The organism is Bradyrhizobium sp. 25ACV (assembly GCF_054863005.1).
Genome location: NZ_JAVAYO010000015.1, coordinates 31,027 through 49,499 on the forward strand (window position 1 = coordinate 31,027; position 18,473 = coordinate 49,499).

22 protein-coding genes are annotated in these 18,473 nt (G+C 64.8%); 15 read left to right on the forward strand and 7 right to left on the reverse strand.

Annotation, left to right across the window (positions count from 1 at the left end):
* Nucleotides 1-8: 8 nt before the first annotated feature.
* The 3 genes from RAD04_RS29030 to RAD04_RS29040 all read right to left on the reverse strand — a co-directional run bounded on the left by RAD04_RS29030 (nt 9) and on the right by RAD04_RS29040 (nt 1,909).
* Nucleotides 9-815, reverse strand: coding sequence for an FAD binding domain-containing protein (locus RAD04_RS29030; RefSeq protein ID WP_461626544.1), 807 nt, complete (start codon nt 813-815; stop codon nt 9-11).
* Nucleotides 816-842: 27 nt separating this feature from the next.
* Complete coding sequence (locus tag RAD04_RS29035; RefSeq protein WP_026201687.1) at nt 843-1,328, reverse strand: (2Fe-2S)-binding protein; 486 nt, start codon at nt 1,326-1,328, stop codon at nt 843-845.
* A 134-nt stretch (nt 1,329-1,462) separates the two neighbouring features.
* Entirely contained in the window at nt 1,463-1,909 is a 447-nt protein-coding gene (locus RAD04_RS29040; protein ID WP_461626545.1) for an SRPBCC family protein, read from the reverse strand.
* Between the two features lie 173 nt (nt 1,910-2,082).
* On the opposite strand from RAD04_RS29040, the gene RAD04_RS29045 reads away from it, so the two are divergent.
* The 3 genes from RAD04_RS29045 to RAD04_RS29055 all read left to right on the forward strand — a co-directional run bounded on the left by RAD04_RS29045 (nt 2,083) and on the right by RAD04_RS29055 (nt 4,789).
* On the forward strand, nt 2,083-3,438 hold the full coding sequence (locus RAD04_RS29045) for a 3-carboxy-cis,cis-muconate cycloisomerase (RefSeq protein WP_461626546.1): 1,356 nt from the start codon (nt 2,083-2,085) through the stop codon (nt 3,436-3,438).
* 28 nt (nt 3,439-3,466) lie between these two features.
* A complete protein-coding gene (gene pcaD, locus RAD04_RS29050) occupies nt 3,467-4,249 on the forward strand; it encodes a 3-oxoadipate enol-lactonase (protein WP_461626547.1) in 783 nt (260 codons plus the stop codon).
* A 147-nt stretch (nt 4,250-4,396) separates the two neighbouring features.
* Entirely contained in the window at nt 4,397-4,789 is a 393-nt protein-coding gene (locus tag RAD04_RS29055; RefSeq protein ID WP_028142897.1) for a carboxymuconolactone decarboxylase family protein, read from the forward strand.
* Here the strand turns inward: RAD04_RS29055 and RAD04_RS29060 are convergent.
* Together RAD04_RS29060 and RAD04_RS29065 are read right to left on the reverse strand one after the other, a co-directional pair.
* A complete protein-coding gene (locus tag RAD04_RS29060; RefSeq protein WP_461626548.1) occupies nt 4,751-5,287 on the reverse strand; it encodes a hypothetical protein in 537 nt (178 codons plus the stop codon). The two genes, RAD04_RS29055 and RAD04_RS29060, sit on opposite strands and share 39 nt — an antisense overlap.
* 296 nt (nt 5,288-5,583) lie before the next feature.
* Entirely contained in the window at nt 5,584-5,763 is a 180-nt protein-coding gene (locus tag RAD04_RS29065) for a hypothetical protein (protein ID WP_461620388.1), read from the reverse strand.
* Nucleotides 5,764-6,040: 277 nt separating this feature from the next.
* Here RAD04_RS29065 and RAD04_RS29070 point away from each other — a divergent pair, with 277 nt between their 5' ends.
* The 5 genes from RAD04_RS29070 (at nt 6,041) to RAD04_RS29090 (ending at nt 11,140) form a co-directional block, all read left to right on the forward strand.
* Nucleotides 6,041-6,958 (forward strand): ABC transporter permease subunit, encoded by a 918-nt coding sequence (locus RAD04_RS29070; protein WP_028142895.1) that lies wholly within the window; start codon nt 6,041-6,043, stop codon nt 6,956-6,958.
* 11 nt (nt 6,959-6,969) lie between these two features.
* Complete coding sequence (gene livM, locus RAD04_RS29075) at nt 6,970-8,289, forward strand: high-affinity branched-chain amino acid ABC transporter permease LivM (RefSeq protein WP_461626549.1); 1,320 nt, start codon at nt 6,970-6,972, stop codon at nt 8,287-8,289.
* Nucleotides 8,286-9,119 (forward strand): ABC transporter ATP-binding protein, encoded by an 834-nt coding sequence (locus RAD04_RS29080; RefSeq protein ID WP_461626550.1) that lies wholly within the window; start codon nt 8,286-8,288, stop codon nt 9,117-9,119. Before livM ends, RAD04_RS29080 begins: the two co-directional genes overlap by 4 nt.
* Nucleotides 9,116-9,859 (forward strand): ABC transporter ATP-binding protein, encoded by a 744-nt coding sequence (locus tag RAD04_RS29085; protein WP_461626551.1) that lies wholly within the window; start codon nt 9,116-9,118, stop codon nt 9,857-9,859. Before RAD04_RS29080 ends, RAD04_RS29085 begins: the two co-directional genes overlap by 4 nt.
* A gap of 162 nt (nt 9,860-10,021) precedes the next feature.
* The gene (locus tag RAD04_RS29090) at nt 10,022-11,140 is read left to right on the forward strand and encodes a branched-chain amino acid ABC transporter substrate-binding protein (RefSeq protein ID WP_461620391.1); all 1,119 of its coding nucleotides are present in this window, start codon (nt 10,022-10,024) and stop codon (nt 11,138-11,140) included.
* 81 nt (nt 11,141-11,221) lie between these two features.
* Here RAD04_RS29090 and RAD04_RS29095 read toward each other — a convergent pair whose 3' ends face one another.
* A complete protein-coding gene (locus RAD04_RS29095) occupies nt 11,222-11,608 on the reverse strand; it encodes a response regulator (protein ID WP_461620392.1) in 387 nt (128 codons plus the stop codon).
* Between the two features lie 243 nt (nt 11,609-11,851).
* Here RAD04_RS29095 and RAD04_RS29100 point away from each other — a divergent pair, with 243 nt between their 5' ends.
* The 3 genes from RAD04_RS29100 to RAD04_RS29110 are packed head-to-tail and all read left to right on the forward strand — an operon-like array spanning nt 11,852 to nt 15,976.
* Nucleotides 11,852-14,659: a PAS domain S-box protein gene (locus RAD04_RS29100; protein ID WP_461626552.1), complete on the forward strand. Its 2,808-nt coding sequence runs from the start codon at nt 11,852-11,854 to the stop codon at nt 14,657-14,659.
* A gap of 58 nt (nt 14,660-14,717) precedes the next feature.
* Complete coding sequence (locus RAD04_RS29105) at nt 14,718-15,713, forward strand: P1 family peptidase (protein ID WP_461626553.1); 996 nt, start codon at nt 14,718-14,720, stop codon at nt 15,711-15,713.
* A 50-nt stretch (nt 15,714-15,763) separates the two neighbouring features.
* The gene (locus RAD04_RS29110) at nt 15,764-15,976 is read left to right on the forward strand and encodes a KTSC domain-containing protein (RefSeq protein WP_461626554.1); all 213 of its coding nucleotides are present in this window, start codon (nt 15,764-15,766) and stop codon (nt 15,974-15,976) included.
* Between the two features lie 13 nt (nt 15,977-15,989).
* Here the strand turns inward: RAD04_RS29110 and RAD04_RS29115 are convergent, their stop codons facing one another.
* Complete coding sequence (locus RAD04_RS29115) at nt 15,990-16,787, reverse strand: EF-hand domain-containing protein (RefSeq protein WP_461626555.1); 798 nt, start codon at nt 16,785-16,787, stop codon at nt 15,990-15,992.
* A 255-nt stretch (nt 16,788-17,042) separates the two neighbouring features.
* Here RAD04_RS29115 and rpe point away from each other — a divergent pair, with 255 nt between their 5' ends.
* The 4 genes from rpe (at nt 17,043) to RAD04_RS29135 (ending at nt 18,452) form a co-directional block, all read left to right on the forward strand.
* Entirely contained in the window at nt 17,043-17,744 is a 702-nt protein-coding gene (gene rpe, locus RAD04_RS29120; RefSeq protein ID WP_461626556.1) for a ribulose-phosphate 3-epimerase, read from the forward strand.
* A 165-nt stretch (nt 17,745-17,909) separates the two neighbouring features.
* On the forward strand, nt 17,910-18,053 hold the full coding sequence (locus tag RAD04_RS29125) for a hypothetical protein (protein WP_461626557.1): 144 nt from the start codon (nt 17,910-17,912) through the stop codon (nt 18,051-18,053).
* Nucleotides 18,054-18,058: 5 nt separating this feature from the next.
* Nucleotides 18,059-18,235 carry a hypothetical protein gene (locus tag RAD04_RS29130; protein ID WP_461626558.1) on the forward strand — a complete coding sequence of 59 codons (177 nt, stop codon included), beginning with the start codon at nt 18,059-18,061 and terminating at the stop codon, nt 18,233-18,235.
* 25 nt (nt 18,236-18,260) lie between these two features.
* Nucleotides 18,261-18,452, forward strand: a complete 192-nt coding sequence (locus RAD04_RS29135) for a hypothetical protein (RefSeq protein ID WP_461626559.1) — start codon at nt 18,261-18,263, stop codon at nt 18,450-18,452.
* The last annotated feature ends 21 nt before the right edge of the window (nt 18,453-18,473 follow it).

The window sequence follows — 18,473 nt, forward strand, 5'->3', positions numbered from 1 at the left end:
AGATCACCTCACTCCTTGGCGTTGGCGGCGTCGACGGCGCGCCGGGTCAGCACGCCGATGAGGTGCGCGCGGTATTCGGCGCTGCCGTGGATATCGCTGTTGAGACCCTCGGCCGGCACCTCAATGCCGTCAAGCGCCTTCGCGGCAAAGCGCTTCTTAAGGGCTTCCTCGAACGCAGTGACGCGGAACACGCCTTCGGAGCCGGCGCCGGTCACAGCAACCCGCACGTCGGACGGACGCCGTGCCACGAACACGCCAACCAGCGCATAGCGCGAGGCCTGGTTGCGGAACTTGACGTAGGCCGCCTTCTTCGGCAGCGGGAACATCACCTTGGTGATGATCTCGTCGGCTTCCAGCGCGGTCGAGAACAAGCCCTGGAAATACTCTTCGGCCTTGAGGCGCCGCTTGTTGGTGACGATGGTCGCGCCCAGCGCGAGCACGGCGGCCGGATAGTCCGCGGTCGGGTCGTTGTTGGCGAGCGAACCGCCGATCGTGCCCTTGTGGCGCACGGCGGGATCACCGATTCCGCCGGCAAGATTCGCGAGCGCCGGGATCGCCTCTCCGACGATGGCGGACGTCGCGACCTCGGCGTGCTTGGCGGTGGCGCCAATCACCAGCGAACGGCCCTTCATCTCGATCGTATCGAGCCCCTCGATGTGGGAGAGGTCGACCAGATGCGGAGGGCTGGCGAGGCGCTGCTTCATGACGGGAATCAGCGTGTGGCCGCCGGCGATCACCTTGGCGTCTTCGTTCTTCACCAGGAGGTTGGCGGCCTGCCGCACGGTCCCGGGGCGATGATATTTGAATTCGTACATCTGAATGTCCTGATCGCGGGATGCGCGTTACGCGAGGTCGGATTTCGCCATCGCCTTGGCGCCGGCGGAGATCGAGGCGACGATGTTCTGGTAGCCGGTGCAGCGGCAGAGATTGCCTTCTAGTTCTTCCCGGATCGTATGATCGTCGAGCTCGTTGCCCTTGCGGTGCACGATGTCGATCGCGGTCATGATCATGCCGGGCGTGCAGAAGCCGCACTGCAGGCCGTGGTGCTCGCGGAAGGCCTCCTGCATCGGATGCAGCGGCGCGCCGTCTGCGGCCAGCCCCTCGATCGTCTTGACCTCGTGGCCGTCGGCCATCACTGCCAGCGTGGTGCAGGATTTCACGGCCTTGCCGTCGACATGCACGACACAGGCGCCGCACTGCGAGGTGTCGCAGCCGACATGGGTGCCGGTCAGGCGCAGATTCTCGCGCAAAAACTGCACCAGGAGGGTGCGGGGATCGACGTTGGCGGTGACTGGATTGCCGTTCACGATGAGGGAGATTTTTGCCATAAGCACTCTCTATCAGCGCCCCGACGGGTCCCGTCGAAGCGGTTCTTATAATTATTCCAACCCATCATATGGGCCATTATGCCCCGGGGCAACATCGCCCGGGACGCAAGGTGCCATGCCGAAGGCGATGACCTTCAGCCCTGTACCGCCTTGGCGAAGTTCGCGAAAAATTCGTCGGCGAGTTTCTTGGCGGCGCCGTTGATGAGGCGCTGGCCGAGCTGCGCCAACTTGCCGCCGATCTGCGCCTCGACCTCGTAGGACAGCAGCGTGCCGCCGTCCTTCTCCGCCAGCTTGACCACCGCGCCACCCTTGGCAAAGCCGGCGACCCCGCCCTCGCCCTCACCCGATATCTTGTAGCCGTTCGGCGGGTCGAGATCGGAGAGCGTGACTTTGCCCTTGAAGCGTGCCGACACCGGGCCGACCTTCATTTTCGCCGTGGCGCGAAAGCCGCCGTCGTCGGTCCTCTCAAGCTCCTCGCAGCCGGGGATGCAGGCCTTCAGCACCTCGGGATCGTTGAGCTTGGCCCACACGGCCTCGCGCGACGCCGCAAGCTGGACTTCGCCGTTCATCGTCATGGCCATGAAGGTGCCTCCCGGATCGCGTAACTTATAATGCTGATCAAGTAACGCAGGGACGCGGCAAAGGAAAGAGCGGCACCCGGTCAAGTGCAATGCATATTCGCAACTGCAAAAAGACGTGTGCGGGCGGTTGGGGATTGGCACAGCCGGGCCATGATGATTAGGTCGCGCGCAATATGAGCACTTCCCTCTCCCCCCTGCTCGCACCGATGCTGTCGAGCGCCGCCATGCGCGTGGTCTGCGATGACCGCTCGACCCTGCAGAACATGCTCGATTTCGAGGCAGCCTTGGCACGCGCGGAGGCCGCCACGAATGTGATTCCGGCCTCTGCGGTGGGCTCGATCGAGGCCGCATGCAAGGCCGATTCCTTTGACATGGCGGCGCTGGCCGAGGCCGCGACGCGATCGGGCAATCTGGCAATTCCCCTGGTCAAGATGCTGACCGCCAATGTCGGCAGGGCCGACACCGAGGCCGCGCGCTACGTGCATTGGGGCGCAACCAGCCAGGATGTCATCGACACCGCGACCATGCTCACGCTTCGCGCCGGCCTCGATGCGCTGGACGCCGACCTCAGTCGCGCCATCAAGGGATTCGCCGCGCTGGCGCGCAGCCATCGCAACACCGCGATGGTGGCACGGACCTGGCTGCAGCACGCGCTGCCGATGCCGTTCGGGCTCAAGGCGGCCGAATATGCCGCAGGCCTCGCCCGCGCCCGCTGCCGCCTGCGGCGGCTCTCCCGCGAGGGCCTCGCGCTGCAATTTGGCGGCGCCGCCGGCACACTGGCGGCCCTCGGCGACAAGGGGCTGGCAGTGGCCGAGCGGCTGGCGCAGGAGCTGAACCTGCCGCTACCGGAAGCGCCCTGGCACACCCATCGCGACCGCATCGCGGAGGCCGCTTCGGCTTTCGCTATTCTTGCTGGAACCTGCGGCAAGATCGCCCGCGACGTTTCGCTGATGATGCAGACCGACGTCGGCGAGGCCTTCGAGCCCGCCGGCGAAGGCCGCGGCGGCTCCTCGACCATGCCGCACAAGCGCAACCCGGTCGCCGCCGCAAGCGCGCTGGGCGCCGCCACAATGGCTCCGCAGCTTGCAGCGACGATATTTGCCGCGCAGGTGCAGGACCACGAACGCAGCGCGGGCCCCTGGCACGCGGAATGGCCGACGCTGCCGCAATTGATGCTGGTCGCCTCAGGCGCGCTGGCCGCCATCGTCGACATCGCCGAGGGCCTCGACGTCGACGCTGCGCGCATGCGCAGCAATCTCGATGCGACGCACGGACTGATCATGGCGGAAGCGGTCACTTTCGCGCTGGCCGACAAGATCGGCAAGAGCGATGCGCATCATCTCGTCGAGACCGCCAGCAAGCGCGCGGTCGCCGAGAAGAAGCATCTGCGCGAGGTGCTGTCGGCTGATTCGCAGGTCACTGCGCATCTTTCGCCGGAAAAAATTGCGGCATTGTTCGAGCCGATGGCCTATCAAGGGGCTTCCCAAGCCTTGATCGACCGGCTGCTCGACAGCCTCAACCACGAATAAGAACCGCAGAATACGACGGAGACGCCGCATGCCCATGATCGATGCCGACGGTTGCCTGCTCAACGTCTCCGTCGAGGGCCGCGACGGCGGGCCGACGCTGATGCTCTCCAACTCGCTCGGCTGCACATTGCAGATGTGGGAGCCCCAGATGAAGGCGCTGACGCAGGTGTTCCGCGTCATCCGCTACGACCGCCGCGGCCACGGCAAGTCCAACGTTCCGCCCGGCCCCTACACGATGGAGCGCTTCGGCCGCGACGTGCTCGCGATCCTCGACGATCTCAACATCGAGAAGGTGCATTGGTGCGGCTTGTCGATGGGCGGCATGGTCGGGCAATGGCTCGGCGCCAACGCGCCGGAGCGCTTCGGCAAGCTCATCCTCGCCAATACCTCCTGCTACTATGCCGAGCCGACCAAATGGCTGGAGCGCATCGACGCCGTGAAAAAGGGCGGCATCGCCGCGGTCGCCGATGCCGTGATCGCGGGATGGCTGACGCAGGACTTCCGCGAGCGCGAGCCTGAGATCACCGCGAAGATGAAATCGATGCTGCTCGCCTCCCCCGTCGAAGGCTATCTCGCCTGCTGTGAGGCGCTATCGACGCTCGACCAGCGCGCGCTGCTGCCTGACATCAAGAGCCCGACATTGGTGATCGCCGGCCGTCACGACATGGCGACGCCGATCTCGGCGGGCGAGTTGATCCGCTCGAATATTCCGGGCGCAAGCATGACCATCATCGACGCCGCGCATATTTCCAACGTCGAGCAGCCGCACGCGTTCACCGACGCGGTGGTGGGATTTTTGACGCAGCGTTGATCGCCCCCATCGTCATTCCTGGGCGATGCGGAGCATCGAACTATGGTGCGCAATTGCGCACCTGAGAATCTCGATCGGCATTCACAACCTCGAGATTCCGGGTTCGCCTCTTCGAGGCGCCCCGGAATGACTCACCGGAGAAACACCATGGACGACCAGAAGCGCCGCGATGCCGGCATGAACGTGCGACGGAAGGTGCTGGGCAATGCCTGGGTCGACAAGTCGATCGCGAACCGCAATGCGTTCAACACCGACTTCCAGGACATGATCACCCGCTACGCCTGGGGCGAAATCTGGACCCGGCCGCATTTCGACGAGCGCACGCGGCGCGTGCTGGTGATCGGCACCATGGTCGCGCTCGGGCAATGGGACGAGTTTCGCCTGCATGTGCGTGCGGCGCTTGCGGAGGGGGGCTTCACCCCCGACGACATCAAGGAAATCCTGCTGCAGCAGGCGATCTATTGCGGCGTGCCGGCGGCGAACCACGCCGTCAAGGAAGCCTCAGCGATTGTGCAGGAGCTCGGCCTGCTCAAGACCTAGCGACGCAGGGATGTCGGCAGGGGTCTCGACGATCTGCGGAGCAGCCTCGGGCCGCTCGATCAGGATCACGATGGCAGCACCGAGCAGCAGCAGCAGCTCGGTGGCGTGCAGCCGGAGCGCGGCCATCTCGCCGACCTTCGAAGCCATCACCATGCTGGCAAACGAGATCAGGCTGCCGATCGCCAGCGCGATCCCGAGCGCCTCGTCGCTGCCGCCGGACTTGCGGATTCGGGGGACGCAGAGCAGAGCGAGATAGATCGCAAAGAACGCCACCACGGTGAGCCGGCCCAGCGCAAGCAGCCAGGCCGCGCGCACCGTGCTCATCCCTGCCATCTGGAGATGGTCGCTGAGGAACAGCGCGACGGCAACGCTCGGCCGCTCGTAGAGGCCGTGCACCGGTGCAACCATGATGTTGAAGGCGACGAGGGTCCAGGCCGGAATGAAATAGGCCGCCAGCAGCGCGCCGTTGACCGAGCCGATCCGCCAATTCCTGAACATGCCGCTTCCCGTTCGTCGACCACGCGCCTTCGCTGGGAAGGCTTTGCCGGGAGCTAACTCGCATCAGACTGTGGCGGCAATTTAAACCTTTTGTTTACCTTAACTGCCCTGCCCCCGTCATTCCGGGGCAATGCGCAGCATTGAGCTATGGTGGCAATTGCGCACCCGAGAATCTCGCGATTCCGGGCCTGGTGCCAACGCGCCATCCCGGAATGACGCGGTAAACAACTGCCCCAAAAAAGACCCCGCCTTGCGGCGGGGCCCTCCTCACTACCCTTCGTTCTTGGGCTCCCAAATTACTTGTCCTGCTGGCCGCCCTGCTGCTGGCCGGGGCGATCGCCCTGGCGCATCGGATCGTTCTGCTGCTGCTGTCCGGGTTTCTGACCGCCGCCCTGCTGCTGGCCCGGCTGCTGACCTGGGCGCTGGCCGGGGTTCTGACTCTGCTGACCCGGATTCTGATTCTGCTGCTTCGTCATTCGGGGAACTCCCTTGTTGGACGTCAGAGGCGAGATAACGGCCGGCATCCGCTTTGGTTGCCCGAGGAACCCGGTTCCTCGCAGTTGCGGAACCGACGGCTAAATGAGCTCTGTACAAGACCTTCTGTCGAAGCGTGAGCTGTTGCAGCCGCCAGTTCCCTCCTGTTACAAATCCGGAAGAATGCTTAGGGGCTGCCGGGGCCCAAGAAACGGCCCAAGAACCCCACTCTCCCTAAGAGCTCCCTTTGAGCCCGCGTCAGGTTTGGTACGGCAGCCCATGGATTACTTCGCCCAGCAGCTCATCAACGGCCTCGTTCTGGGCTCGATCTACGGCCTGATCGCCATCGGATACACGATGGTCTACGGCATCGTCGGCATGATCAACTTCGCCCATGGCGACGTCTTCATGATCGGCGGCTTTATCGCCCTGATCACCTTCCTGATCCTGATCTCGTTCGGACTGACCGCTATCCCGCTGATCCTGCTGGTCGTGCTGCTGGTCTCGATGGCGATCACTGCGCTTTATGGCTGGACCATCGAGCGCATCGCCTACCGGCCGCTTCGCCACTCCTTCCGCCTCGCCCCGATGCTGTCGGCGATCGGCATGTCCTTCGTGCTGACCAACTATTCGCAGGTTGCGCAGGGCGCGCGCGTCAAGCCGATCCCGCCCTTCATCACCGGTGGCTACACCCTGCATGAGAGCACGGACGGCTTCGTGATCCAGCTCTCCAACATCCAGATCATGGTGGTGATCACCACCATCGTGCTGCTGGCGATCTTCACCTGGCTGGTATCGCGCACCCGGCTCGGACGCGACATGCGCGCCTGCGAGCAGGACCAGACCATGGCAGCGCTGCTCGGCGTCGACGTCGACCGCACCATCTCCATGACCTTCGTGATCGGTGCCGCGCTCGCCGCGGTCGCGGGCCTGATGTACCTGCTCTATTACGGCCTCGTCGATTTCTTCATGGGCTTCGTCGCCGGCATCAAGGCGTTCACCGCTGCCGTGCTCGGCGGCATCGGCTCGCTGCCGGGAGCCATGCTCGGCGGTCTCGCGATCGGCCTGATCGAGACGTTCTGGTCGGCCTATTTCTCGGTCGAGTACAAGGACGTCGCAGCGTTCTCGATCCTGATCGTGGTGCTGATCTTCATGCCGACCGGCCTGCTCGGCCGTCCCGAAGTCGAAAAAGTCTGACGGTCGCGCGCGTGACAGCTCCCTCGACCAACACGGCCAAACCTGCAACTGGCATCCCCGCTCTCCTGAAGACGGCTTTCGTCAATGCGCTGATCGCGCTGGTGCTGTTCTCGCTGATGATCGGCATCCGCACCGAGGCGGGCTCCTCCGGCCAGCTCACCTATTGGACCCGCTTCGGCGATCTCGCCTCCATCGTCGCCGCCGTGTTCGGCGGTTCGATCGTGATCGAGCTGCTTCGGCAATGGATCGGCCCGACCGGCACCGAGAAGCTGGTGCCGCCGGCGGTGCAGAGCGGCATATCGTTCATCGGCCGCTACCTCGCGCCGGCGCTCCTGATCTTCACGCTGCTGGTGCCGGTGATCTTCTATAACCAGCGCTACATCCTCGACCTCGCGATCCTGGTGCTCACCTATGTCATGCTGGGCTGGGGATTGAACGTCGTGGTCGGGCTCGCCGGCCTGCTCGATCTCGGCTACGTCGCCTTCTATGCGGTCGGTGCCTATTCCTACGGACTGCTCGCCACCAATTTCGGCTGGTCGTTCTGGATCTGCCTGCCGCTCGCCGGCATCCTCGCCGCCTTCTGGGGCGTGCTGCTCGGCTTCCCCGTGCTGCGCCTGCGCGGCGACTATCTCGCCATCGTGACGCTCGCCTTCGGGGAGATCATCCGCCTCGTCATCATCAACTGGCAGGAACTCACCGGCGGCCCCAACGGGGTCTCCGGCATTCCCCGCCCCACCTTCTTCGGCATCCCGCTCGACAACAGCGATGACGGGCTCGCCGCCAGGCTCGGCATCGAATATTCGCCGACGCACCGCATCGTCTTCCTGTTCTATCTGATCCTGGCGCTGGCGTTGCTCACCAACTGGGCGACGATCCGCCTGCGCCGCCTGCCGATCGGACGGGCCTGGGAAGCCTTGCGCGAGGACGAGGTCGCCTGCCGCGCGCTCGGCATCAACACCACGACCACCAAGCTCACGGCGTTCGCGACGGGTGCGATGTTCGGCGGCTTTGCCGGCGCGTTCTTCGCCACCCGGCAGGGCTTCATCAGCCCGGAATCCTTCACCTTCCAGGAATCGGCGCTGGTGCTCGCCATCGTCGTCCTCGGCGGCATGGGTTCGCAGCTCGGCGTCGCGCTCTCCGCGCTCGCCATGATCGGCGGCTTCGAGCTGTTCCGGAGCCTCGAGGGCTATCGCATGCTGGTGTTCGGCATGGCCATGGTGCTGATCATGATCTGGCGGCCGCGCGGCCTGATCGGCCATCGCGCACCGACCGTGTATCTGACCAAGGCGAAAGCGATCTCCTCCGACCTCGTCAAGGAAGGGCACGGATGAGAGGCGACAAGATTCTCAGCGTCGACCGGCTCGCCATGCGTTTCGGCGGCATCGTCGCCGTGCAGGATCTTTCTTTCGCCGCCGAGCGGAAGAAGATCACCGCGCTGATCGGGCCGAACGGCGCCGGCAAGACCACCGTCTTCAACTGCATCACCGGGTTCTACAAACCGAGCGGCGGCGCCATTCGCCTCAGCCATGACGGCGGCAGGACGATCGCGCTGGAGCGGCTGAACGATTTCCGCATCGCCAAGCAAGCCAAGGTGGCCCGCACCTTCCAGAACATCCGGCTGTTTCCCGGCATGACCGCGCTGGAAAACCTGATGGTGGCGCAGCACAACGCACTGATGCGCGCCTCCGGCTTCACCTTCCTCGGCTTGATCGGCGCTCCCGGCTATCGCGACGCCGAAAAGCGCGCGATTGATCTCGCCACGGACTGGCTCAAGCGAGTCAATCTGCTCGACCGCGCCGACGATGCCGCCGGCAATTTCGCCTATGGCGACCAGCGCCGGCTCGAGATCGCGCGCGCCATGTGCACCGAGCCCGCGCTTCTGTGCCTGGACGAGCCCGCCGCCGGCCTCAATGCGCGCGAGAGCGCGGCCTTGAGCGAGCTCCTGATCTCGATCCGCGACGAGCTCGGCACCTCGATCCTCCTGATCGAACATGACATGTCGGTGGTGATGGAGATCTCCGACCACATCGTGGTGATGGACCATGGCGTCAAGATCGCCGAAGGCACGCCGCGCGAGGTCCGCGACGATCCCAAGGTGATCGCCGCCTATCTCGGCGCCGACGAGGAAGAGGCGGCAGCCGTGATGGAGGGCGGGTCGTGACCGCGGCGCCCCCTCCTCTGCTCGCGATCCGGGGCTTGCGCGCCGCCTACGGCAAGATCGAGGCGCTGAAGGGCGTCGACGTCGAGATCAATGCCGGCGAGATCGTGGCGCTGATCGGCGCCAACGGCGCCGGCAAGTCGACGCTGATGATGACGATCTTCGGCAAGCCGCGCGCCCGCGCCGGCCAGATCCTGTATGAAGGCCGCGACATCACCGACGTCCCCACCCACGAGATCGCGCATTTGCGCATTGCGCAATCGCCGGAGGGCCGCCGCGTCTTCCCGCGCATGAGCGTGGCGGAAAACCTTCAGATGGGGGCGGATGCCACCGAATGCACCGAGGGCGAACGCGAGGCGACGCTGCAACGCGTCTTCACGCTGTTTCCGCGGCTGAAGGAACGCTACGCCCAGCGCGGCGGAACGCTGTCCGGCGGCGAGCAGCAGATGCTGGCGATCGGCCGCGCCTTGATGAGCCGTCCCCGCCTGCTCCTGCTCGACGAGCCCTCGCTTGGCCTTGCGCCGCTGATCGCGCGCCAGATCTTCGATGCGATCCGCACCCTGAACCGGCAGGACGGCCTGACCGTCCTGATCGTCGAGCAGAACGCCAACCACGCCCTCAAGCTCGCCCATCGCGGCTATGTCATGGTCAATGGCCTGATCACGCTGGCCGGTACCGGCGCCGAATTGTTGCAGCGCCCCGAGATTCGCGCTGCCTACCTGGAAGGTGGCCGGCACGGCTGACCGGCCGGCAGGCCCGATCCGCGTGCGGCCCCATGTGGCGAGATATCTCTGCCGATGCCCGTATTTTGCCGGTGACTTCTCGGTAAATTCATTCGAGAATGGCGCCGGTTTGAACCGGGCACGCCCGGCAACTTCCACAGGCGACCACCCGCGAGGTATCTCATGAAGTCACTGAAGCTCATCGGTCTGGCATTCGGCGCGTCGATCGCGCTGTCGAGCGCGGCGTTCGCGCAGGATGTCACCGTCGCAGTCGCAGGCCCGATGACCGGCGGCGAGTCCGCCTTCGGCCGCCAGATGAAGAACGGCGCCGAAATGGCCGTGGCCGATATCAATGCCGCAGGCGGCGTCAACGGCAAGAAGCTTGCGCTGTCGGTCGAGGACGATGCCTGCGACCCGAAGCAGGCGCGCTCGATTGCCGAAAAGATCGCCGGCGCGAAAATCCCGTTCGTGGCCGGGCACTATTGCTCGTCGTCGTCGATCCCGGCTTCGGAAGCCTATGCCGACGGCAACGTGCTGCAGATCACGCCGGCCTCGACCAATCCGCTGTTCACCGAGCGCAAGCTCTGGAACGTGGCGCGCGTCTGCGGTCGTGACGATCAGCAGGGCCTGATCGCGGCGCAGTACATCGCAAAGAACTACAAGGGCAAGAACATCGCGATCCTCAACGACAAGACCACCTACGGCAAGGGTCTTGCCGACGAGACCAAGAAGGCGCTCAACAAGGCCGGCGTCACCGAGAAGATGTACGAGTCCTACAACAAGGGCGACAAGGACTTCAACGCGATCGTCTCGCGCTTGAAGCGCGACAACATCGACCTCGTCTATGTGGGCGGGTACCATCAGGAGAGCGGCCTGATCCTGCGTCAGATGCGCGACCAGGGCCTCAAGACCGTGCTGATGGCCGGCGACGCGCTCGCCGACAAGGAGTACGCCTCCATCACCGGCCCGGCCGGCGAAGGCACGCTGTTCACCTTCGGCCCCGATCCGCGCAACAAGCCGACCGCGAAGAAGATCGTCGAGGCTTTCAAGGCCAAGAATATCGACCCCGAGGGCTACACCCTCTACACCTACGCGGCGATGCAGGTGTGGTCGCAGGCGGCCAAGAAAGCCGGCACCACCGACGCCAAGAAGGTCATGGAGGCGATGAAGGCCGGCAAGTGGGACACCGTGATCGGTCCGGTCGAGTATGACGCCAAGGGCGACATCAAGCAGATCGACTACGTCGTCTACAAATGGGACGCCAAGGGCAACTATGCCGAGATCAAGGGCAACGGCACCTAAGCCCGCTTGACGGGCCCTCGGGCCGCCATACGATCGTCACCACGCCCCGGCTTGCCCGGGGCGTTTCTCTTCGCGGCGGGCTCAGACGGCCGCAGGCAGCTCGCCGCTGGCCGCGGCCTGGGCTTTCCGAAGCGCTTGCAGGAGATCGTTCGGCCGAAACGGTTTCTGCAGGCAGACCACGTTGGCCAGGTGGGACGACTGCTCCATGAAATCCAGCGCCGTCATTCCGGACACCGCAACGACGGGAAGTCCCGGCGCCTGCTCGCGCAGGGTCGCGATGACGTCGACACCGCTGACGTCGCCAAGGAAAATATCGACAATCGCCGCGTCAAAGGAGCCTTCCGCGAAGGTTTTCAGCCCGGCCGCGCCGCTGTCGGCCTCGGCAACCTCGTAACGGTTGACCCGAAGCACGATCGCGACCATCGCGCGCACTTCCTTCTGGTCGTCGATGATGAGAATACGAGGCATGGGAACAACCCCCACGATTGATCCAAATCGTATGATTCAAGCCTGGAACCCGCCGCGGCGGCAGGGCATTATGACACCGCCCAGTAAAGCGCATCTTACCCATCCCTATTCCGCGCTCCCACCAAAATTAAGTAAGCTGTAACCTTCGGTTGAGTCGTCGCTGCAACAGTTCACGACACGCGCCCGGAACGGGCTACCGTGGGGGCCGTGGAATCAAGACTGCCGTATCCTGGAACTGCGGAGATGCTCAAAACGGGTCTGCATGAGATGAACGTGCCTGCGATCGACCGAAGCACATTTCTTTCAACTCTGCCGGCCGCATCGGCCGACCGGACCGCGGCAATGTGGATCGTCGGCGTCTCTTCGATCCTGTTCGCACTGGCCGTGCCGTTCGCAGGGATCCAGCTGCCGCCGGTCCCGGCCTTTGTCGCGAGCTACCAATCTGCCCTGGCGGTGAGCGACATCATCACGGCAGTGCTGCTGCTGTCGCAGTTTTCGGTGCTGCGGACCCGCGCCCTGTTGTGGCTGTCGACCGGCTACCTGTTCACCGCCGCGGCAGCGCTGGTCCACGCCCTCACCTTCCCCGGCCTGTTCGCGCCGACCGGGCTGTTTGGCGCCGGCAGTCAGACCACGGTCTGGCTCTACATGGTCTGGCACGGCGGCTTCCCGCTGTTCGTGCTGGGCTATGCCTGGCTGAAAGAAAAGGACGGCGGCCCCACGGTCCGGGGCAAGACAAGCAACGTGATCTACGCCCTCGTGCTCGGCGTCGTCGTGGCCATGGCTGCCTTCACCTGGATCGTCACCGCCCAGCACGATCTGTTGCCGGTCCTGCTCCGCGACAGCCGATACACACCGACCATGATCGGGGTCGTGTCCTTTGTTTGGTCGCTGAGCTTCGCCGCGCTCGTTTCACTGTGGTTCCGGCGCCCGCATTCGGTGATCGACATATGGCTCATGGTCGTGATGTGCGCATGGCTGTTCGACATCGCGCTGTCTGCGATCGTCAACGTCGTGCGCTTCGATCTCGGTTTCTACGCCGGCCGTCTCTATGGCCTCTGCGCGTCGAGCTTCGTGCTGGCGGTGTTGCTGATCGAGAACGTTCGCCTTCAGGCCCGGACGGTGGGTCTTGTCGGCAGGCTGCGCGAGCAATCGGCATCGGATCGCGACTTCTATGGCAAGCGCCTCGCTTTGTATGGCGCTGTCGTCGAATCCTCCAACGACGCCATCATCACCCAGTCGCTCAACGGCGCCATCACCGGCTGGAACCGTGCGGCCGAGCACCTGTTCGGCTATTCCGCCGCAGAGGCCGTCGGCAAGCCGATCGACATCATCGTGCCTGAGGATCGCAAGCCGGAAGTCAGGAGCATCCTCAATCGCATCAGCAGCAACGAGTCGATTGCCCAGCACGAGACGGTCCGTCTCAGGAAGGATGGTCGCGCGCTCGACGTCGTCCTCAACGTCTCGCCCCTTCGGGCGGAGAGCGGCGAGATCATCGGCGCCTCCAAGATTGCTCACGACATCACCGAGGAGAAGCAATCCAGGGAAAAGCTTCGCCGCGAGATCGAGGAGCGCCAGCGCATCTTCGAGACTTCGCAGGACCTGATCCTGGTCACCGACGGTTTCGGCAATTTCATCCAGGTCAGCCCGAGCGTGAAGGACATCCTCGGCTTCAGCCCGGAAGATCTGATCGGGCACAGCGCCACCGAGTTCATTCACCCCGACGACCTCGATAGAACCCGGGAGGAGATGCGTGCGGCGCGGCGCGGCGCGGTCAAGCGCAGCTTCGAGGCGCGCTACTATCACTACGACGGGCACGAGGTCACGCTGAACTGGATGGGCACCTGGTCCGAGCCGGTGAAGCGTCACTTCTTCATCGGCCGGGATCTCACGGAGAAGCAGGCCGCTGAAGCCCAGTTCCGGCAGGTCCAGAAAATGGATTCCATCGGTCAGTTGACCGGCGGTGTCGCCCACGACTTCAACAACGTGCTGACCGTCATCACCGGCACGATCGGCATCTTGTCGGACGCGGTCGCCGACCGGCCCGAGCTGGCTGCGATCACCAAGCTGATCGACGACGCCGCCGAGCGCGGCGCGCAGCTGACCAAGCATCTGCTAGCCTTCGCCCGCAAGCAGCCGCTCCAGCCCCGCGAGATCGACGTCAATGCCCTGGCGCTCGAAGCCGCCAAGCTGTTGCACCCCACCTTGGGCGAGCAGATCACCATCATGCCGCAGCTCACCGAGGATGCATGGCCGGCTCTGGTCGACCCCGGCCAGCTTTCCACGGCGATCCTCAATCTCGCGCTGAACGCGCGTGACGCGATGCCCGATGGCGGCACCCTGGTGCTGGAGACGCGCAACGTCTTCCTCGACGACGGCTATGCCAGCATGAATGCCGACATGGTCGCCGGCAGTTACGTGATGATCGCGGTCAGCGACACCGGCTCCGGAATTCCGCCGGAGTTGATCGACCGGGTGTTCGACCCCTTCTTCACCACCAAGGAGGTTGGCAAGGGCACCGGGCTCGGGCTCAGCATGGTGTTCGGCTTCGTCAAGCAGTCCGGCGGCCACGTCAAGATCTACAGCGAGGAAGGCCACGGCACGAGCGTCAAGATCTACCTGCCGCGCTCGAGCGGCGTGCAGGAGACCGAGATCGAAGTGCTCCAGAACGCGCCCATCACCGGCGGCGACGAGAAGATCCTGATCGTCGAGGACGACGCGCTGGTTCGGCAATATGTGGTGACCCAGGTCAAGAGCCTCGGCTACACCGCGCTCGAGGCCGCCAACGGCGCGGAGGCCCTGACCATCATCGACAACGACAAGACCATCGACCTGCTCTTCACCGACATCATCATGCCGGGCAACATGAACGGTCGCCAGCTTGCCGATGAAGCCGCCCGCCGCCGCCCCGACCTCAAGACACTGTTCACCTCGGGCTACACCGAGAACGCCATCGTCCACCATGGCCGGCTCGATTCCGGCGTGCTGCTGCTGGCAAAGCCCTACCGCAAGTCCGAGCTTGCCAAGATGCTCAGGACGGCACTCGCCAGTTGAGCCTGCGTCCTCTCTGCGCTATCGCAGATCGCGAACTGCACTCAACGATGAGGCCGCCTTGAAAAATCTGCTCACCGATATTGCCGGCGTCCGCGTCGGCCATGCCGAGGATGCCAAAGTTGCCTCCGGCACGACCGCGATCATCTTCGACCAGCCGGCGGTCGCGGCGATCGACGTCCGCGGAGGCGGTCCCGGCACGCGCGAAGACGCACTGCTCGATCTCGCCAACACCGTCGAGCGCGTCGACGCGATCGCGCTGTCAGGCGGTTCCGCGTTTGGCCTCGATACCGGCGGCGGGGTGCAGGCCTGGCTCGCCGAGCAGGGCCGCGGCCACCGGGTGCGGGAAGCGCTGATCCCGATCGTGCCCGGCGCGATCCTGTTCGATCTGCTCAATGGAGGCGACAAGGCCTGGGGACGGTTCTCGCCCTATCGCGACCTCGGCTACGCCGCGGCGGCCGCCGCCGGCACCGACTTCGCGATCGGCAGCGTCGGCGCCGGCCTCGGTGCCACCACCGCAACGTTCAAGGGCGGGCTCGGCTCGGCCTCGGCGGTGACGCCTGATGGCGTCAAGGTCGCCGCGATCGTCGCCGTCAACGCGGTGGGAAGCGTCACCGTCGGCAACGGACTTTGGTTCTGGGCGGCGCCGTTCGAGGTGAACGGCGAGTTCGGCGGACGCGGCCTGCCGGACAAATTCACAGACGACATGCTCCGCATGCGCATCAAGGGCGGCCCTGCCGCGAACGCGCGCGAGAACACCACCATTGGCGCCGTCGTCACTGACGCGGTGCTGACCAAGCCCCAGGCCAAGCGGCTGGCGATGATCGCACATACCGGTTTCGCCCGCGCGATCTATCCGGTGCATGCACCGACCGACGGTGACGTGCTGTTTGCGGCCGCCACCGGTGAGAAGCCGATCGATCCGCTGGTCGGCCTCACCGAACTCGGCACCGTCGCAGCCAACGTGGTCGCGCGCGCAATCGCCCGCGGCGTCTATAGCGCAGCCGCGCTACCGTTCCCGGGAGCGCTGCCGGCCTGGATGGACCGGTTCGGCTAGAAACGAAACGGCGGATACGGCGTTATCATGGCGGGCCAAGGTGTACCGCCATGCCGTCTTCCGTGATCCGCTTCTTTCGATATGCGCCAGATACGCGCGAGCTGACGGTGTCGTTCGTCAGCGGACGGCTCTATGTGTACGAGGATGTTCCGCCCGAGGTCGCCACCGCGTTCAGGGAAGCGCGCACAAAGGGGGCGTTCTTCAACCACGAAATCCGCGACCGGTATGCCTACCGTGACATCACGCACGAATATGCCGGCTAATCTCGGATGCCGCTCACACGCTCATCGACATCGACGAACCGGCAGCCGCCGAAGAACCCTGCCCCTGCCCACCTTGCTGCTGCATCAACTGCGCGAACAGATCGTAAGCCGAGTTGCGGGGGCTGGAGGCGCCCGGCACCGTCGTCGACATCTTGAAGCCGTCGGCATAGGTGACGGTCGTCGTGGTCGAGCCGTCGGCAGCGGTCGTCGTGGTCGAGGTCGATCCGCCGCCGGACTTCGACGAGGAATCCGATCCATCGCCCGCGCCGCCGGCGCCTTGCGCGTGATGGTGCCCGTGGCCGCCCTTCAGCGCCTTCGACATCTCGTCAAGGCTGACGTTGCCGTCGGCGTTCGCATCCAGCTTCGAGAAGACATGGTCGGCCTGCGCGAGGTTGGTGCCGCCGGAACCCAGCGCGTCCTCGAACTCGGACTTGGTAATGCTGCCGTCGCCGTCCGCATCGATCTGCGAGAACAGATCCTTGAGCGCAGCCTCACGGCCCTTCGACGTCGCGGACGATGAACTCGACGAGGTCGAGCTCGCCGAACTGCTCGCGCCGTCGGTCGACTGGCTCTGCGCGGCGAGCAGCGCGTTCATGGTCTCCGGAGCGATCTGTGGAGGACTGCCTGAGCCGACCAATGAGGTCGTCATGCTGCCCGTGCTGCTGTCGATCGCGAACGGGTTGGTTGCGCCTTGCGAAGATCCGGCCTTCTGCGTTGACCCGGCCTTCTGCGTCGACGAGGACGACTTCGAGTTCGTCAGCGACTGGATCGCATCGAGCGCGCTGGACACGGCGCCAAGGGCTAACAGCATTGCACAACTCCAACCGACGCGGCATGCCGCGGCCAATATTCTGTCGGGTAACGTCAGCAAGCGTCGTGCCAGCGCAAAAAGTTCAATGAAATCCGCCGCTACCGCACCTTCGACGGCCCGGGAACACCGGCAAATCATGCCGGTCGCGGCAGAAATTTCCGCCCACAGGAAGCACGCCTGCCCTGCATTGCCGACCGCGGAGGCCCATGTTAGGCGAGGCCCAATCTTCTTTCGGCCGCCACGGGAAACCGCGCCATGACCCAAGCCTTCGTCCCCCGCCCCCTGGCAATCGCGCCCTCGATCCTGGCCTCGGACTTCTCCAGGCTCGGCGAGGAGGTGCGCAGCGTCGACGCCGCCGGCGCGGACTGGATCCATCTCGACGTGATGGACGGTCACTTCGTTCCCAACATCTCCTACGGCCCCGACGTCATCAAGGCGATGCGCCCGCACACGAAGAAGGTGTTCGACGCGCACCTGATGATCTCGCCCTGTGACCCCTATCTCGAGGCCTTTGCGAAAGCCGGCTGCGACCACATTACCGTGCATGCGGAGGCCGGTCCGCATTTGCACCGCTCGCTCCAGGCGATCCGCGCGCTCGGCAAGAAGGCCGGCGTCTCGCTCAATCCCGGCACCCCGATCAGCACGCTCGAATATGTCCTCGACCTCGTCGACCTCGTGCTGGTGATGTCGGTCAATCCCGGCTTCGGCGGCCAGGCCTTCATCCCTTCCGCGATCGGCAAGATCCGCGACATCCGCGCGATGACGGCCGGACGCCCGATCGACATCGAGGTTGATGGCGGCGTCGGTCCCGATGTTGCGGGCGCGCTCGCCGCGGCGGGCGCCAACGCCTTCGTCGCCGGCACATCCGTATTCAAGGGTGGCACGCAGGAAGCCTACAAGACCAACATCGTCGCGATCCGCAACGCGGCGCTAGGGGCTCGCGGCGAAGCGATTTGAGCTGGATCAAACGGCACAGGCGGACGGCGGAAAATTCCGCGGCTTTTACGGGTGTTGCAACGCGCAATGCCTAAAATTGCGCTCTTGATCCGTACTCATCCGGACTTCACTGATTCGCGCAAATCACCGCAAGTGACTCCTGCCTGCTTTTGACGGGAGCACATCATGACGACGACCCTGGTTTGGACTGGCGTAGCGTTGTGGTTCGGGTTCAACGCGGCGATCGCAACTCGCAGCCTCTTTGTCGCACGACCGGTGAAGACCGCGGCTTCCGCCCGCATCATCCACCTTCATCGTCGCCGGGGCTGAGCGCCATGCAGATCGCACTCGTGAAGCGCCAGCCGAAGCGCAGGTGCCGCATCCCCCGCCGCCCGCATCCGGGCCTCGATTATTTCTTCGGCCGCCTCGAGCGTGCCGATGGCGCACTCGGCGACGATGCCGGGCTCGACAATTCGGACCTCGATCATTCGTTTCCGTCGCGCCGACACTGAGACACTCTTTTCCGGACCACCTCCCATGAAACCGCACTGCCCGAACTGCCTGAAGGAAATGACCAAGGCATCCGCGTCGCGTAACCTGTTCCATTGCGAGCCCTGCCGCGAGATCATCCAATATTTCGGCGGCAGTCCGGATCACGGCGAGCCCGGCCCGCAATTCTGTTGGCCGATCCGCCGCAAGCGCACCGTTCACTCCGCCCACGCGGCCTGAGCCAGCCTCAAATCGGCAGGC